Annotated in this window: 14 protein-coding genes, 1 tRNA gene and 1 other RNA gene; 10 read left to right on the plus strand and 6 right to left on the minus strand. The window is 52.8% G+C overall.

Translation table 11 applies throughout. From position 1 onward, the window contains the following. Nucleotides 1–24 precede the first annotated feature (24 nt). The 4 genes from NNN64_RS02745 to NNN64_RS02760 form a co-directional block, all read right to left on the minus strand. On the minus strand, nt 25–963 hold the full coding sequence (locus NNN64_RS02745) for a sugar kinase (protein ID WP_202037455.1): 939 nt from the start codon (nt 961–963) through the stop codon (nt 25–27). A gap of 3 nt (nt 964–966) precedes the next feature. Then, a complete protein-coding gene (locus NNN64_RS02750; RefSeq protein WP_271440386.1) occupies nt 967–1,716 on the minus strand; it encodes a sugar phosphate isomerase/epimerase family protein in 750 nt (249 codons plus the stop codon). A gap of 100 nt (nt 1,717–1,816) precedes the next feature. Next, entirely contained in the window at nt 1,817–2,833 is a 1,017-nt protein-coding gene (locus tag NNN64_RS02755) for a LacI family DNA-binding transcriptional regulator (RefSeq protein WP_271440387.1), read from the minus strand. Nucleotides 2,834–2,974: 141 nt separating this feature from the next. Continuing rightward, the gene (locus NNN64_RS02760; protein WP_271440388.1) at nt 2,975–3,637 is read right to left on the minus strand and encodes an OmpA family lipoprotein; all 663 of its coding nucleotides are present in this window, start codon (nt 3,635–3,637) and stop codon (nt 2,975–2,977) included. A gap of 159 nt (nt 3,638–3,796) precedes the next feature. On the opposite strand from NNN64_RS02760, the gene NNN64_RS02765 reads away from it, so the two are divergent. Beyond that, nucleotides 3,797–6,130 (plus strand): molybdopterin guanine dinucleotide-containing S/N-oxide reductase, encoded by a 2,334-nt coding sequence (locus tag NNN64_RS02765; protein WP_271440389.1) that lies wholly within the window; start codon nt 3,797–3,799, stop codon nt 6,128–6,130. On the opposite strand, the gene NNN64_RS02770 is transcribed toward NNN64_RS02765, so the two are convergent. Both NNN64_RS02770 and tag read right to left on the minus strand, forming a co-directional pair. Beyond that, entirely contained in the window at nt 6,099–6,539 is a 441-nt protein-coding gene (locus NNN64_RS02770; RefSeq protein WP_137382046.1) for an N-acetyltransferase, read from the minus strand. The genes NNN64_RS02765 and NNN64_RS02770 overlap by 32 nt on opposite strands. After that, on the minus strand, nt 6,529–7,098 hold the full coding sequence (gene tag / locus NNN64_RS02775; protein WP_202037460.1) for a DNA-3-methyladenine glycosylase I: 570 nt from the start codon (nt 7,096–7,098) through the stop codon (nt 6,529–6,531). The genes NNN64_RS02770 and tag overlap by 11 nt, the downstream gene beginning before the upstream one ends. A gap of 159 nt (nt 7,099–7,257) precedes the next feature. Between tag and NNN64_RS02780 the strand changes: the two genes are divergently transcribed. From NNN64_RS02780 to dppB, 9 genes are all read left to right on the plus strand, one after another. After that, nucleotides 7,258–7,959, plus strand: coding sequence for an autotransporter outer membrane beta-barrel domain-containing protein (locus NNN64_RS02780; protein ID WP_271440390.1), 702 nt, complete (start codon nt 7,258–7,260; stop codon nt 7,957–7,959). A 251-nt stretch (nt 7,960–8,210) separates the two neighbouring features. After that, nucleotides 8,211–9,413 carry an L-lactate MFS transporter gene (locus tag NNN64_RS02785; RefSeq protein ID WP_048213653.1) on the plus strand — a complete coding sequence of 401 codons (1,203 nt, stop codon included), beginning with the start codon at nt 8,211–8,213 and terminating at the stop codon, nt 9,411–9,413. Nucleotides 9,414–9,623: 210 nt separating this feature from the next. Further along, the gene (gene eptB / locus NNN64_RS02790) at nt 9,624–11,315 is read left to right on the plus strand and encodes a kdo(2)-lipid A phosphoethanolamine 7''-transferase (RefSeq protein ID WP_271440391.1); all 1,692 of its coding nucleotides are present in this window, start codon (nt 9,624–9,626) and stop codon (nt 11,313–11,315) included. Nucleotides 11,316–11,405: 90 nt separating this feature from the next. Continuing rightward, nucleotides 11,406–11,482: transfer RNA gene (locus NNN64_RS02795), tRNA-Pro, on the plus strand. Nucleotides 11,483–11,515: 33 nt separating this feature from the next. Beyond that, nucleotides 11,516–11,648: non-coding RNA, RtT sRNA (locus NNN64_RS02800), on the plus strand. A 118-nt stretch (nt 11,649–11,766) separates the two neighbouring features. Beyond that, the gene (locus NNN64_RS02805; protein WP_271440392.1) at nt 11,767–12,192 is read left to right on the plus strand and encodes a hypothetical protein; all 426 of its coding nucleotides are present in this window, start codon (nt 11,767–11,769) and stop codon (nt 12,190–12,192) included. 209 nt (nt 12,193–12,401) lie between these two features. After that, nucleotides 12,402–12,638 (plus strand): hypothetical protein, encoded by a 237-nt coding sequence (locus NNN64_RS02810; protein ID WP_170974355.1) that lies wholly within the window; start codon nt 12,402–12,404, stop codon nt 12,636–12,638. Beyond that, complete coding sequence (gene dppA, locus NNN64_RS02815) at nt 12,553–14,160, plus strand: dipeptide ABC transporter periplasmic-binding protein DppA (protein ID WP_271440393.1); 1,608 nt, start codon at nt 12,553–12,555, stop codon at nt 14,158–14,160. The genes NNN64_RS02810 and dppA overlap by 86 nt, the downstream gene beginning before the upstream one ends. A gap of 167 nt (nt 14,161–14,327) precedes the next feature. Beyond that, nucleotides 14,328–15,347 (plus strand): dipeptide ABC transporter permease DppB, encoded by a 1,020-nt coding sequence (gene dppB, locus NNN64_RS02820; RefSeq protein ID WP_003827415.1) that lies wholly within the window; start codon nt 14,328–14,330, stop codon nt 15,345–15,347. The last annotated feature ends 6 nt before the right edge of the window (nt 15,348–15,353 follow it).

The raw sequence follows: 15,353 nt of genomic DNA on the forward strand, positions 1-15,353 counted from the left end.
TAGGGTACAGAGTTGGCCGGGAATTTATTCCCCTAATTGTTCACGTGTGGGTAATCCTTCGCTGTCGCCCTGAACCTGAATGGCCAGAGCGCCAATTTTATTGCCCCGGGTCACTGCCTGATGCAGCGTTCGGCCTTCCAGCAGCGCGCTGATCACGCCGACGGCAAAGCCATCTCCTGCGCCGACGGTATCGACCACGTTGTCGACTTTCACCGGCGCGACGCTGCCTTGCTCGCCGCTAGCTGCTTTGTACCAGGCCCCATCAGCCCCGGTCTTCACGATGACGGCCTTCACGCCATGACGCAGATAAAAGTCTGCAATGGCTTCTGGAGTTTGTTGTCCGGTTAAAATCATGCCCTCTTTTAACCCCGGCAGTACCCAGTCAGCCTGGAATGCCAGTCGGTTGAGTTTTTCCACCATCTCGCCTTCGCTTTTCCACAGTACCGGGCGCAAATTCGGGTCGAACGAGATGGTCTTCCCCTGGGCCTTCATGGTGCGGGCGGTGTGCGCCAGTAGTTCATATGAACTGGCAGACAGCGCAGCTGCAACGCCGCTCAGGTGCAGGTGGCGTGCGCTGGAGAAATACCCATCGTGATAATCCTCAACGCTGAGATGGCTGGCTGCAGAGCCTTTGCGGAAATATTCCACAATGGGATCGGTTCCATTTTCGACTTTAGATTTAAGCTGAAAGCCGGTAGCGTAGCGCCCGTCCAGAGTGACTCCCTGCGCATCAATCCCTTCTTTCTCCAGCGACTTAATAATAAAACGGCCAAAACTGTCGTTACCCACGCGGCTTACCCAGCCTACGTTCAGACCCAGGCGGGCAAGTCCGGTTGCCACATTAAGTTCAGCGCCAGCAACGCGTTTAATAAACTGTTCCACGTCCGCCAAATCACCGGTTTGTGTGGCGACAAACATCGCCATCGCTTCACCAATGGTGACAACGTCCAGTGAATTTTTCATGTGTTACTCCTTGCGTAATAGAGCGACGTAGTGACGGGTAACCGCCGTTAAGTCTTGCCCTTCCAGGGGGAATTCAATGCCGCGCGGAACATCTGCGGGCAACGTGTCCAGCAGCGCCAGCCAGCGTGATTCCGTGTGATCCGGCGGCACGGCACGGTAGCTGTCACGATGTGGTGTGGCGGCTTTCACATGGATATATCCAACGCTTGAGGCCAACTGCTGTGCAGCCTCTTCCGGAGAATCACCTACCCACAACCAGTTTCCCATATCGAAGGTCAGAGAAATGGGCAGATTGAATGCCTGACAGGCATCGTTAAAGCGCTTCATCGGTTGCAGGCGTCCACAGGATGTTTGATCGTTTTCGACAACCAGCTCCATCCCGCTGTTGTCCAGCCATTCGCGCAACACGTCGAACTGTCCGTCATGGGCAAAATGGCCGAGGGAAACTTTTAACCACAGTGCTTGCAGGGCTTGCGCTTCCTGGAGTAATTCCGGAAGGCGAGGATTAAGATTTCCGTCTTCGGTGAACAGCGGTTCGGGGGCGGAGTAGCATGCCAGCAGGCCGAAAATCTCAATCGCAGAGGCCATTGTTGGCAGTGTTTTTAGCTCGGCGTCGGTCAGCATCTCGCGGCGGATTTCAACCCCGTCAGCACCGGCTTCGGCAATGATGGGCAGCAGGGCCGTTTGCCCACCTGCGGCGCGTACCTGGTCGTAGCCGTAAGCGGCAGTGACCACCATAATTTTTCTTTTCATGGAAACTCCATAACCAGCGTTCTTGCTATAACGCTAGATGGAACCGGTTCCAAAGAAAAGCCTGTGATGTTGAATTTATGATCACCATCACGAAGGAAATTTAGCGGGCGGTGGAGCCACGAACGATCAGTTCGCCGGAAAAAACCTGTTCCTGGATTGCGTCTGAGTCGCCATCGATCCGGCGTACTACCTGCTCGACGGCGGTGTAGCCAATCTGCCAGGTGGGCTGTTTTAGCGTGGTGATGCCGACGCCAGCTAACTCGGCCCATTCCAGCTCGTCAAACCCAAGTAGCCCGATGTCGCTGCCCCAGTTGAGGCCAATACGCTTTAACGCACGGGCAACCTGCAACGTCAGGGCGCCATTGGCAGAGATAACGGCTTTGCGCATCCCTCGATGCTGCTGGTGAAACTGGCGCAGTGTGTCATCGAGTTGCGTATTGTCCGTTAGCGGAACTTCGGCATTTTGCGCGATAACGCCGGGGTAGCGTGCGAGCGTGGCGCGAAAGGCGCTCAGGCGCTCGCGGCGAGTATTGACCATCCCCAGCGGCTCGCTAAGGAACAGAATGGCTTCAAAACCTTGTTCAAGCAGGTGTTCGGTGGCAACGGTCGCTGCCTGGGTATTATCCAGTCCGACCATATCGCAGGCGAAATCCGGGATCTTACGGTCAATCAGTACCATTGGCAGCGCAGACTGTTGCAGACGGTTCAGTCCTTCTTCACGCATCCCGACGGCGTTCACCACGATCCCTTCGACCTGGTAGCTGCGCAGCAGATCGAGATAATGCAGCTCCTGATCCACTTCGTTGTTCGTGTTACAGACCAGCGGGGTAAAACCTTTGTCACGGCAGGCGGCTTCAATACCGCTTAACACGTTGACGGAGTAGGGGTTGGTTATATCAGCGATAATCAGGCCAATCAGGCGAGTACGCCCATGCTTCAGGCCTCTGGCCATCAGGCTGGGACGGTAGTCGAGTTCGGCAATGGCTTTTTCAATGCGGGCTAACAGCGCGTCGGATAGCAGATGCTTTTCACCGTTGAGGTAGCGTGAAATGCTGGTCTTGCCGGTTTTTGCGGCCTTTGCCACATCGCTGATGGTTGCCCGTGTTGATTTGCTCATCGCTGATTTCCCTGGATTTAGTGAGAATACCTTAGCGGGAAAATCTGACGAAGCAAGTAATTTGCCCGGTGGCGCTGTGCTTACCGGGCCTATATGTCGAACGTAGGCCGGGTAAGGCGAAGCCGCCACCCGGCTCAACGATTACTGCACAGGACTCAACGTAATCTCTACGCGACGGTTCTGCGCTTTACCTTCAGCCGTGCTGTTGCTGGCGATGGGGTTCGCCGGGCCCATACCCTGAGTGCGAATGCGGTTCGCTGCCACGCCCTGGGTAATCAACGCGCTGGCGACGGAGTCGGCACGCTGCTGTGACAGACGCATGTTCAAATCGTGGCTGCCAGTGCTGTCGGTGAAGCCCAACACGTTGACGGCTGTTTTATTGTACTCTTTCAGTACCATTGCCACGCCGGTCAGCGTGTTTGCGCCCGCCGGTTTCAGGTTGGCGCTGCTGCTGTCGAAGGTGACATTGTTTGGCATGTTCAGAATGATGTTATCGCCGCTACGCGTCACGCTGACGCCTGTTCCCTGCATTTTCTCACGCAGTTTTGCTTCCTGCACATCCATGTAATAACCGATACCGCCACCCACAGCCGCACCTGCCGCTGCACCAATCAGCGCGCCTTTTCCGCGATCTTTCTTCGAAGACGAGAGTGCGCCAATACCCGCACCCACCAGGGAACCGATACCCGCGCCGATGCCGGATTTTCCTGCTTCTCGCTCGCCGGTGTAAGGGTTTGTTGTGCAGCCAGATACCGCCAGGGCGCCGCTCACGATGGCAGCAATAACAAATACACGTTTCTTCATCTTAATTCCTTAATGACTTTTTTCTTCTTTACCACAGCGACCGTGGCGGTTGATTATGACGTCTGAACATGAAGAAAATTCCAGGGAAGACTCTGAAATTTGTAAGTAACATTGAACGGCATAACCATAAGCCGTCACATCGCATTCAGGAGCGCCATCTTGGCTAATTCACCTGCACATTACCCGGTGTTAACTGCCGCACACTGGGGGCCCATTCTTGTCGAAACCGATGGCGAGACTGTTTTTTCATCCCGGGGGGCATTACCCACCTCTCATCCCAACTCGCTGCAAACCGTGGTTCGCGATCAGGTACACAGTAAAACGCGGGTACGTTTTCCCATGGTGCGTAAAGGATTCCTTGCCTCGCCGGATAATCCGCAAGGCGTGCGCGGGCAGGATGAGTTTGTTCGTGTTAGCTGGGACGATGCGCTGAATCTTATCGATGCGCAGCATAAGCGCATCCGTGACAGTTACGGTCCAACCTCGATTTTTGCCGGCTCATACGGCTGGCGGTCGAACGGTGTATTACACAAAGCGGCGACCCTGCTGCAGCGCTATATGGCGCTGGCGGGGGGATATACCGGGCACCTGGGGGATTATTCTACGGGGGCGGCACAGGCCATCATGCCGTATGTGGTAGGCGGCAACGAAGTTTACCAGCAGCAGACCAGCTGGCCGATGGTGCTGGAGCATAGCGATGTGGTGGTGCTGTGGAGCGCTAACCCACTGAATACGCTGAAAATTGCTTGGAATGCGTCTGACGAACAGGGTATTGCTTACTTTGAAGCGCTGCGCGATAGCGGTAAGCGATTGATCTGCATCGATCCAATGCGATCGGAAAGTGTGGCGTTCTTTGGCGACAAGATGGAATGGATTGCCCCGCATATGGGGACCGACGTAGCGTTGATGCTGGGTATCGCGTATACGCTGGTGGAAAACGACTGGCATGACGAGGATTTTCTCGCCCGTTGTACAACCGGATATGATTCGTTCGCCGACTACCTGCTGGGTAAATCCGATGGGATAGCGAAAACGGCAGAGTGGGCTGCTGAAATTTGTGGTATTCCGGCAGCGAAAATACGCGAACTTGCAGCAATATTTCACCAAAATACCACCATGCTGATGGCCGGTTGGGGTATGCAGCGTCAGCAGTATGGCGAGCAAAAACACTGGATGATCGTCACGCTGGCCGCCATGCTCGGTCAAATTGGCACGCCCGGCGGTGGCTTTGGACTGTCGTATCATTTTGCCAACGGAGGGAACCCGACGCGTCGTGCAGCGGTACTGGCTTCGATGCAAGGGAGCCTCAAAGGCGGCACCGACGCGGTGGATAAAATCCCGGTGGCGCGTATCGTCGAGGCGCTGGAAAATCCCGGCGGTTTCTATCAGCACAACGGTATGGATCGGCATTTCCCGGACATCCGCATGCTCTGGTGGGCCGGGGGCGCAAACTTCACGCATCACCAGGACACCAATCGTCTGATCCGCGCCTGGCAAAAGCCGGAACTGGTGGTTATCTCGGAGTGTTTCTGGACCGCTGCGGCGAAGCATGCCGATATCGTGTTACCCGCGACAACCTCTTTTGAACGTAACGATTTGACCATGACCGGAGACTACAGCAACCAGCATCTGGTGCCGATGAAGCAGGTCGTGCCACCACAGGCTGAAGCGCGCAACGATTTTGATGTTTTTGCCGAGCTTAGTGAGCGCTGGGAACAGGGCGGTTATACCCGATTCACTGAGGGGAAAAGCGAACTGGCGTGGCTGGAAACTTTTTACGACATTGCTGCGCAGCGTGGTGCCAGCCAGCAGGTTACACTGCCGCCCTTCGCTGAGTTCTGGCAAAAGAATGCACTGATCGAAATGCCGGAAAACGCCGCAAATACGCAGTTCATCCGTTTTGCTGATTTTCGCCGCGATCCACAGGCGCATCCGCTGAAAACGGACAGTGGAAAAATTGAAATCTATTCTGCAAAAATTGCAGGTTACGGCTATGCAGATTGTGCAGGACACCCGATGTGGCTGGAGCCTGATGAGTGGTTCGGCAACGCCGAACCCGACCAACTGCAGGTGCTCTCCGCCCATCCGGCTCACCGTTTGCACAGCCAGCTCAACTACAGTGCGTTACGCGAACAGTATGCGGTGGCGGATCGGGAGCCAGTGACGATTCATCCGCAGGATGCGCAAGCGCGGGGGATTGCAGATGGCGATACGGTCAGGGTGTGGAACCACCGTGGGCATATCCTGGCGGGTGCTGTTGTGACGACAGGGATCAAACCCGGCGTCATCTGTATTCACGAGGGGGCCTGGCCTGATTTGGACCCGGCCGCCGACGGTATTTGTAAAAATGGCGCTGTCAACGTGCTGACCAAAGATCTCCCCAGCTCGAAGCTGGGGAACGGCTGTGCGGGCAATACCGCGCTGGCGTGGCTGGAGAAGTACAGTGGGCCGAACCTGGTGCTTACGGCGTTTGATCCACCTGCCAGCCCATAATCCAGGTTGGATGGTGAGTCTCTTCCTGCCACGCGCTGTCTTCAATGCGAAAGCCCAGTGCGTGGTAGAAGTTTACCGCTGATTGATTCTTCTGGTAGACCTCCAGGCTGAGCCACGAAAAGCGCTGCTGCACATGTTGCACCAGCGCTTTGCCGATACCGCTTCTGATGGCGGCAGGCTCGACAAACAGCGCGCCTAAAAAACGCTCTTCCATCACGCTGGCAAAACCTTTGAGCACACCGTTTTCTTCCCACACCCAGGTTTGCGCAGCGGGCAGGTAGACATCACGTACGATAGGCTCACTCTCGCGCCAGTAGCGTTCTTCGATAAAAGGATGGGCAAAAATGGTGCTTTCCATCCACAGTGCCAGAATGGGTGCCAGATCGTCAGCGTTGGATTCACGAATCATGTTGTTCTCCTGGGTAGCACATGCAGCCGATGACATGGTCGTTGACCAGACCGCATGCCTGCATAAAGGAGTAACAGATGGTGGTGCCAACAAACTTAAATCCACGCTTTTTTAACGCTTTAGAAAGTGCGTCAGAGGCAGGCGTTGAAGTAGGGATATCGCTCAGACTGGCTGCACGGGTTAACTGCGGTTGGTTATCGACGAATGACCAGACGAACTCGCTAAACGGCTCACCGTTTTGCTCCATTGCCAAAAAGGCACGGGCGTTGCCGATAATGGCCTGAATCTTTCCTCGATGGCGAATAATACCGGCATCCAGTACCAGCCTTTCTACATCCTCTTCGGTCATCGCCGCAACGGTTGCAGGATCGAAGTGGTGGAATGCCTGGCGATAGTTTTCCCGTTTCTTTAGCACCGTTATCCACGACAGCCCAGCCTGCTGGCCTTCAAGGCAGATCATTTCGAACAGCTTTTTACCATCGGTTTCCGGGACGCCCCATTCCTTGTCATGATAGGCAATGTATAGTGGATCCTGACTGACCCAACCGCAACGCTGCATACTCTTCCTCGCTGTTTTTACTGGCGTAAAAATTTCATTCGGCTCGCCTTGACGCGCCCGCTAAAAAGACAATATTTAATACAGGGCCTCATGTGCCCGATATCCTTTAAACAATGACAATAATATCGCCGAATTCGGCTCTTTTCTGGAGTCGCGTTGATGATTATAAGAAACAGTAGTGGTCGTCAGAGGTTAATTCTGGCGAACGTCATCGTTTGTGCGCTGTTTGCCAATACGGCATATGGCTGGCAACAAGAATATATCGTTGATGCGCTGTCCGGTCATACGTCGGAACGTTATACATGGGACAGCGATCACCAACCACGTTATAACGACATCCTGGAAGAGCGTATTCGCTCCACCCAGAACGTGGCGGGGCCGGTAGTGAATCTGGCGGACCAAACGGCTCTGGATGCGACCAGCGGTATGAGCGTGGGCTGGAATTTTCCCCTTTCCCGTAAGGTGACGACGGGGCCCGTCGCAGCCCTGCATTATGATGGCTCAACCACCTCTACCTACAACGAATTTGGCGACAGTGTGACTTCGCTAACGCTGACCGATCCGATGTGGCATGCCAGCGTCAGTACCCTGGGTTGGCGGGTCGACTCGCAGCTTGGCGATATACGGCCATGGGCGCAAATCAGTTATAACCAGCAATTTGGCGAGAATATCTGGAAGGCGCAATCGGGTCTCAATCGTATGGCGGCGACGAGTCAGGAGGGTAACTGGGTCGATGTCACTGTCGGTGCAGATATGCTGCTGAATCAGCATATGGCTGCCTATGCGGCACTTTCTCAGGCAGAAAACAGTACGAATAACAGCGACTACCTGTACACCATGGGAGTGAGTGCCAAATTTTAACGAAAAAAAGCCTGGTTAAAACATCTGTGTTACATGTTGGGATCAATAATCACACGCATTCCAGCGATAGCGTGCACTAACTCCGGCAATAAAATTCAGTAACCCGACTTTTTGTCTCGTCATTCATTCCGCAATCCAGGCATTTCATTCCGTCCTGATGGCATTTCATGCCGTTTTCTCCTGGTCATAAAAGCACTTCGGTATGGTTGTCGGCAGAGAATTTCCCATTTTGTCTATGCAGGAAGACTGCCATGAAAACTTCTGATTATCAGCGTACCCGGTGGCTGACACTGATCGGCACCATCATTACCCAATTTGCATTAGGTTCTGTTTATACCTGGAGCCTGTTCAATGGCGCACTCTCTTCAAAACTCGATGCACCGGTTAGTCAGGTCGCATTTTCCTTTGGTTTGCTGAGTCTGGGTCTGGCGATCTCTTCTTCCGTCGCCGGGAAGCTTCAGGAACGTTTCGGCGTGAAACGCGTCACCATGGCATCCGGTATCTTACTGGGTGTGGGCTTCTTCTTAACCGCGCATTCTGACAGCTTGATTATGCTGTGGCTGAGTGCCGGTGTACTGGTTGGCCTGGCTGACGGTGCAGGATACCTGTTAACCCTGTCCAACTGCGTGAAATGGTTCCCTGAGCGTAAAGGGCTGATTTCCGCCTTTGCGATCGGTTCTTACGGCCTGGGTAGCCTCGGCTTTAAATTTATCGACAGCCAACTGCTGAGCACAGTGGGTCTGGAAAAGACCTTTATGATTTGGGGCGCGATTGTACTGGTGATGATTGTCTTTGGCTCCACGCTGATGAAAGATGCGCCAAACCAGGAAGTTAAAGCCGTAAATGGCGTGGTAGAGAACGACTACACGCTGGCGCAATCCATGCGTAAACCACAGTACTGGATGTTGGCAGTGATGTTCCTGACAGCATGCATGAGCGGGCTTTACGTGATTGGTGTCGCGAAAGATATCGCCCAAAGCCTGGCAAAAATGGATGTGGCAACAGCAGCGAATGCGGTAACTGTTATTTCTATCGCGAACCTGTCAGGTCGTCTGGTTCTGGGTATTCTGTCCGACAAAATTTCCCGTATTCGCGTTATCACCATTGGTCAGGTTGTTTCGCTGGTGGGTATGGCGGCGCTGCTTTTTGCTCCGCTGAATGAAGTGACATTCTTCGCAGCCATTGCCTGTGTCGCCTTCAACTTCGGTGGCACCATTACGGTCTTCCCGTCACTGGTGAGTGAGTTCTTCGGCCTGAATAACCTGGCGAAAAACTATGGGGTTATCTACCTGGGCTTCGGGATTGGCAGCATCTGCGGGTCAATTATCGCCTCGCTGTTCGGCGGTTTCTATGTGACCTTCTGCGTTATCTTTGCGCTGTTAATCATCTCGCTGGCGCTGTCCACGACCATTCGCCAGCCGCAGCGTAGCGTATTTACTGAGGCACACGCCTGATTTTACACTTCGTCTGATTTATACACGGCGCATATATTTACAAAAATATATGCGCCGTTTGCATTCTCCATAAGCACTTTTCTCCCCTCCTGTGGTCTACTTAGCCGCGCCCGTAGACATTTCATCTCTGCTGTTGTCGCATTTTTCCCTGTTTGGTTCGATTGACCACTTCACAGGGTGTTTTTATCCCGATTCCCAGGGTTTTTTTGCATGAGATACATTAAATCGATGACGCAGCAAAAGCTTAGCTTCTTGCTTGCGATCTATATCGGTCTGTTTATGAACTGCGCAGTTTTTTATCGCCGCATTGGCAGCTATGTGCAGGAATTTACCGCGCTGAAAGGAATCTCTGCGGTTGTTGAATTAGCCGGCACCGTGCTGGTTACCTTCTTTTTACTTCGTCTTCTGTCTCTGTTTGGTCGGCGGGCCTGGCGCGTACTGGCTACCTTTGTGGTGCTGTGTTCCGCTGGTGCCAGCTATTACATGACCTTCCTGAATGTGGTAATTGGCTACGGCATTATTGCCTCGGTCATGACAACCGATATTGATTTATCAAAGGAAGTTGTGGGCTGGCATTTTATTGTGTGGCTGGTCTCGGTCAGCATCTTGCCGCTGCTGCTTATCTGGAGTAATCGCTGCCGCTATACCCTGTTAAAACAGATACGTACGCCAGGTATGAGATGGCGTAGCGTGGCCGTTGTTCTGTTGGCTGGCTTGATGGTGTGGGCGCCGATTCGGTTACTGGGAATACAGCAGAAATCGGTTGAACGGGAAACGGGTATTGATTTGCCCAGCTACGGTGGCGTAGTGGCAAATTCATATTTGCCTTCAAACTGGTTGTCTGCGCTGGGTCTGTATGCCTGGGCGCAGGTTGATGAGTCTTCAGATAACAAGTCGCTGATGAATCCGGCGAAGAAATTTACCTACGTCGCCCCCAAGAATATTGATGATACCTACGTCGTGTTTATTATCGGCGAAACGACCCGTTGGGATCATATGGGTATTTTTGGCTACGAGAGAAATACTACGCCAAGGCTGGCTCAGGAAAAAAACCTGGCCGCTTTCCGCGGATATTCGTGTGATACGGCAACCAAACTTTCGCTACGCTGTATGTTTGTTCGTGAAGGCGGAGCAGAGGAAAACCCGCAGCGTACGCTGAAAGAACAAAATGTCTTTTCCGTACTCAGCCAGCTAGGTTTTAATACCGATCTCTACGCGATGCAAAGTGAGATGTGGTTCTACAGCAACACGATGGCGGAGAACATCGCATATCGTGAGCAGATTGGCGCTGAGCCGCGTAACCGTGGCAAAACGGTTGACGATATGCTGCTGATTTCTGAGATGCAGCAATCAATCAAACCGGACGATAATGGTAAGCACCTGATTATCCTGCATACCAAAGGCTCACACTTTAACTACACGCAGCGCTATACCCGTGAGTACGCCCAGTGGAAGCCGGAGTGTGTCAATGTTGATAGCGGTTGTTCGAAAGCGCAGATGATTAACTCATTTGATAACTCGGTAACCTATGTTGACCACTTTATCACCAAAGTGTTTGACCAGCTGCGCGATAAGAAAGCGATCGTGTTCTATGCTGCCGATCACGGTGAGTCGATCAACGAGCGTGAACACCTGCACGGTACGCCACGTAAAATGGCACCACCAGAGCAGTTCCGCGTTCCTATGTTGGTGTGGATGTCTGATAAGTATCTGGAAGACCCCGATCATGCGAAAGCCTTCGCCCACCTTAAGCAGGAGGCTGATATGAAGGTTCCGCGTCGCCATGTTGAACTGTACGACACCATTCTCGGTTGCCTTGGATATACCTCGCCAAACGGCGGTATAAATGAGAATAACAACTGGTGTCATGTCCCGGACGATAAGAAGGTTGTAGCCCGGTAATGGGCTGCTGACTTTCTCACCGATCGAATGGCATTTTGATACTAAGGGATTGACGGGCGCGCAGCTGAGCAGTAAGATGCGCCCCGCATTCGGTGATTGGCGCAGCCTGGTAGCGCACTTCGTTCGGGACGAAGGGGTCGGAGGTTCGAATCCTCTATCACCGACCAAATTTAAAACCCTGCTCAACGAGCAGGGTTTTTTGCATTTGAAGCCCGTGAGGATGAGAACCTCCGGGGGCAAGAGGTTCGACTCGAGCGTAGCGAGAGAACGTTGCGGCAGCAACGGCCCGCAGGGCGAGCCACGAAGTGACGAGTAATCCTCTATCACCGACCAAATTAGAAAAGCCCGCTCTTTGAGCGGGTTTTTTGCTTTCTGGAATCCAAAAGATTTGTAGGCCTGATAAGCGCAGCGCCATCAGGCAATTAAAGCGCGCGGGAGTCGGCATCGCCGGATGGCGGCGCAGACGCCTTATCCGGCCTACGAACACAGAGCTATCAGGCAAAACATTGCAGCGTTTTGGCATCGCCGGATGGCGGCGCAGACGCCTTATCCGGCCTACGAACGCAGTGCCATCAGGCAAAACATTTACACCGTTTTGGCATCGCAAGCACCTTATCCGGCCTACAGGCAAGCACTGACAGGATGTATTTTGCGTTTTCCCATCCCCATTTTGACCTTCATTTTGTCTGCAAAAATTGTGCACCACTTCCCACTGACTGTTAACGATTCTGTGACATATTCCATTGCCTTTTTTTATATTTGCTTGAATCTTTTTTTGCGTTACTTATGGCTGAACCTAGCATTTTCCGCTGTGCGTTTTAACGTTCATGGTATTAATCGCTCAGATATGCAGCATGTGTTGAGAAAATTTTCATAATTTGCATAAATGTTAATCACCAAATGTTTCTGAATATGAAGATATTTATTCTGGCATAGTGCGCGTAGCACAAATTTCCCTGCTGAAAATACCCGCCTGCACTTTTTTTAATCTTTGTTTGCCAATTCTCACCGTTGGTGTAAATCACGGTTACCTGTATTGACGTTTTCACATTCTGTTGACAGATTGTAGGGCATGAGGGGCATTTCATGGAGAATCCGCACTGCAACTCAGTCGCTTATGTGAACGGAATCCCCATCCTCTTAACGCCGACCCGGCCGGGTAAAAAACAAAAAAGGCCAGGCGGTGCAAACCCACTGCAAAGGGTAAAACAACAAACATCACATTTGGAGCAGAAGAATGAGTATTTCCTTGAAGAAGTCAGGGATGCTGAAGCTTGGTCTGAGCCTGGTGGCCATGACCTGCGCCGCAAGCGTACAGGCTAAAACTCTGGTTTATTGTTCAGAAGGATCTCCTGAAGGCTTTAACCCACAGCTTTTCACCTCTGGTACTACCTATGATGCCAGCTCCGTACCGATCTATAACCGCCTGGTTGAATTCAAAACCGGTACAACTGAAGTGATCCCCGGTCTTGCTGAGAAGTGGGAAATCAGCGAAGACGGTAAAACCTATACCTTCCACCTTCGCCCTGGCGTGAAGTGGCAGGACAACAAAGATTTCAAACCGACGCGTGATTTCAACGCTGATGACGTGGTGTTCTCTTTCGATCGTCAGAAAAATGCTCAGAACCCGTACCATAAAGTTTCTGGCGGCAGCTACGAATACTTCGAAGGGATGGGTCTGCCAGACCTGATCAGTGAAGTGAAGAAAGTGGACGATAAAACTGTCCAGTTCGTACTGACCCGTCCGGAAGCACCGTTCCTGGCTGACCTGGCCATGGACTTCGCCTCTATTCTTTCTAAAGAATATGCGGACAACATGCTGAAGGCCGGTTCGCCGGAGAAAGTTGACCTGAACCCAATCGGTACCGGTCCGTTCCAGCTGCAGCAGTACCAGAAAGATTCTCGTATTCTGTATAAAGCGTTCGACGGCTTCTGGGGCACCAAGCCGCAGATTGACCGTCTGGTCTTCTCCATTACGCCTGACGCTTCCGTGCGTTATGCCAAACTGCAGAAAAATGAATGCCAGGTGATGCCGTATCCGAACCCGGCGGACATTGCGCGCATGAAGCAGGACAAAAATATCAATCTGATGGAGCAGGCTGGTCTGAACGTCGGTTATCTCTCTTTCAACACCGAGAAGAAACCGTTTGATGACGTGAAAGTTCGTCAGGCGTTGACCTATGCGGTAAACAAAGAAGCGATCATCAAGGCTGTTTATCAGGGGGCTGGAGTTGCCGCGAAGAACCTGATCCCGCCGACCATGTGGGGCTATAACGACGACGTTAAAGATTACAACTACGATCCTGAGAAAGCGAAAGCACTGCTGAAAGAAGCCGGTCAGGATAAAGGCTTTACCGTTGAACTGTGGGCAATGCCGGTACAGCGTCCGTATAACCCGAACGCGCGCCGTATGGCTGAAATGATCCAGGCTGACTGGGCGAAAATTGGTGTTCAGGCCAAGATTGTTACCTACGAATGGGGTGAGTACCTCAAGCGTGCCAAGTCTGGTGAACATCAGGCTGTAATGATGGGCTGGACCGGTGATAACGGGGATCCGGATAACTTCTTCGCCACGCTGTTTAGCTGTGCTGCGGCGAAAGATGGCTCCAACTACTCTCGCTGGTGCTACAAGCCGTTTGAAGATCTGATTCAGCCGGCACGTGCAACCGATGACCACAACAAGCGTATTGAGCTCTACAAACAGGCTCAGGTTGTGATGCATGACCAGGCACCTGCGCTGATCATTGCTCACTCCACCGTGTACGAGCCAGTGCGTAAAGAAGTCAAAGGCTATGTGGTTGATCCATTAGGCAAACACCACTTCGAAAACGTTTCTGTCGAATAATTAAAAGCAATTAAGGAAGCGCTGCGCCCCGGTATTGTGTAAGCCGGATAAGCGCAGCGCCCTCCGGCGTAATGCTTTACCCGCGATGCAGTTTGCGTGGGATAAGATTTGTGAGCAATACAGACGCACTGTCACCAGGCTGCGCGTCATTAGAGAGAATCCGGGTTATGTTGCAGTTCATTCTCCGACGTTTGGGACTCGTCATCCCCACGTTTATCGGTATCACTCTTCTCACCTTTGCCTTCGTCCATATGATCCCCGGCGATCCGGTCATGATCATGGCGGGTGAACGTGGGATCTCCCCTGAGCGTCACGCTCAATTGCTGGCTGAACTTGGTCTGGATAAGCCGATGTGGCAGCAGTACCTCCATTATATTTGGGGGGTTATGCATGGTGATCTCGGTATCTCGCTGAAAAGCCGCTTACCGGTGTGGGAAGAGTTCGTGCCTCGCTTTAAAGCGACACTGGAACTCGGTGTCTGCGCGATGATTTTCGCCGTCGCAGTGGGTATCCCGGTGGGTGTACTTGCTGCCGTTAAGCGCGGTTCTATTTTTGATCATACCGCCGTTGGTCTGGCGCTGACCGGTTACTCAATGCCTATCTTCTGGTGGGGCATGATGCTGATCATGTTGGTTTCTGTGCAGTGGAATCTGACGCCGGTTTCCGGTCGCGTGAGCGACATGGTGTTCCTTGATGATTCCAATCCACTGACCGGATTTATGCTGATCGACACAGCCATCTGGGGTGAAGAGGGCAACTTCATTGATGCGCTGGCGCATATGATCCTGCCGGCGATGGTGCTTGGCACCATTCCCCTGGCGGTGATTGTGCGTATGACCCGTTCATCGATGTTGGAAGTGCTGGGCGAAGACTACATTCGTACCGCGCGCGCCAAAGGGTTGACCCGTATGCGCGTCATCATCATTCATGCTCTGCGCAACGCCATGCTGCCTGTTGTGACCGTTATTGGCCTTCAGGTCGGTACGCTGCTGGCGGGGGCGATCCTGACCGAAACCATCTTCTCGTGGCCGGGTCTGGGGCGCTGGCTGATTGATGCGCTGCAACGCCGTGATTATCCGGTAGTGCAGGGCGGGGTATTACTGGTGGCGACGATGATTATTCTCGTCAACCTGCTGGTAGACCTACTGTACGGCGTGGTGAACCCGCGTATTCGGCATAAGAAGTAAGGGGCC

The sequence above is a fragment of the Citrobacter sp. Igbk 14 genome, assembly GCF_028069825.1.
In the GTDB taxonomy this organism is placed as follows: Bacteria; Pseudomonadota; Gammaproteobacteria; order Enterobacterales; family Enterobacteriaceae; genus Citrobacter.

What these genes read in the sequence shown, in the direction of transcription:
- tag (WP_202037460.1), bottom strand. Translation starts at nt 7,098, where the DNA reads ATGCAGCGTTGCGGTTGGGTCAGTCAGGATCCACTATACATTGCCTAT.
- NNN64_RS02805 (WP_271440392.1), top strand. Translation starts at nt 11,767, where the DNA reads ATGGCGGCGCAGACGCCTTATCCGGCCTACGAACACAGAGCTATCAGG.
- NNN64_RS02745 (WP_202037455.1), bottom strand. Translation starts at nt 963, where the DNA reads ATGAAAAATTCACTGGACGTTGTCACCATTGGTGAAGCGATGGCGATG.
- NNN64_RS02810 (WP_170974355.1), top strand. Translation starts at nt 12,402, where the DNA reads ATGGAGAATCCGCACTGCAACTCAGTCGCTTATGTGAACGGAATCCCC.
- dppB (WP_003827415.1), top strand. Translation starts at nt 14,328, where the DNA reads ATGTTGCAGTTCATTCTCCGACGTTTGGGACTCGTCATCCCCACGTTT.
- NNN64_RS02750 (WP_271440386.1), bottom strand. Translation starts at nt 1,716, where the DNA reads ATGAAAAGAAAAATTATGGTGGTCACTGCCGCTTACGGCTACGACCAG.
- NNN64_RS02770 (WP_137382046.1), bottom strand. Translation starts at nt 6,539, where the DNA reads ATGATTCGTGAATCCAACGCTGACGATCTGGCACCCATTCTGGCACTG.
- NNN64_RS02780 (WP_271440390.1), top strand. Translation starts at nt 7,258, where the DNA reads ATGATTATAAGAAACAGTAGTGGTCGTCAGAGGTTAATTCTGGCGAAC.
- NNN64_RS02755 (WP_271440387.1), bottom strand. Translation starts at nt 2,833, where the DNA reads ATGAGCAAATCAACACGGGCAACCATCAGCGATGTGGCAAAGGCCGCA.
- NNN64_RS02785 (WP_048213653.1), top strand. Translation starts at nt 8,211, where the DNA reads ATGAAAACTTCTGATTATCAGCGTACCCGGTGGCTGACACTGATCGGC.
- dppA (WP_271440393.1), top strand. Translation starts at nt 12,553, where the DNA reads ATGAGTATTTCCTTGAAGAAGTCAGGGATGCTGAAGCTTGGTCTGAGC.
- NNN64_RS02760 (WP_271440388.1), bottom strand. Translation starts at nt 3,637, where the DNA reads ATGAAGAAACGTGTATTTGTTATTGCTGCCATCGTGAGCGGCGCCCTG.
- eptB (WP_271440391.1), top strand. Translation starts at nt 9,624, where the DNA reads ATGAGATACATTAAATCGATGACGCAGCAAAAGCTTAGCTTCTTGCTT.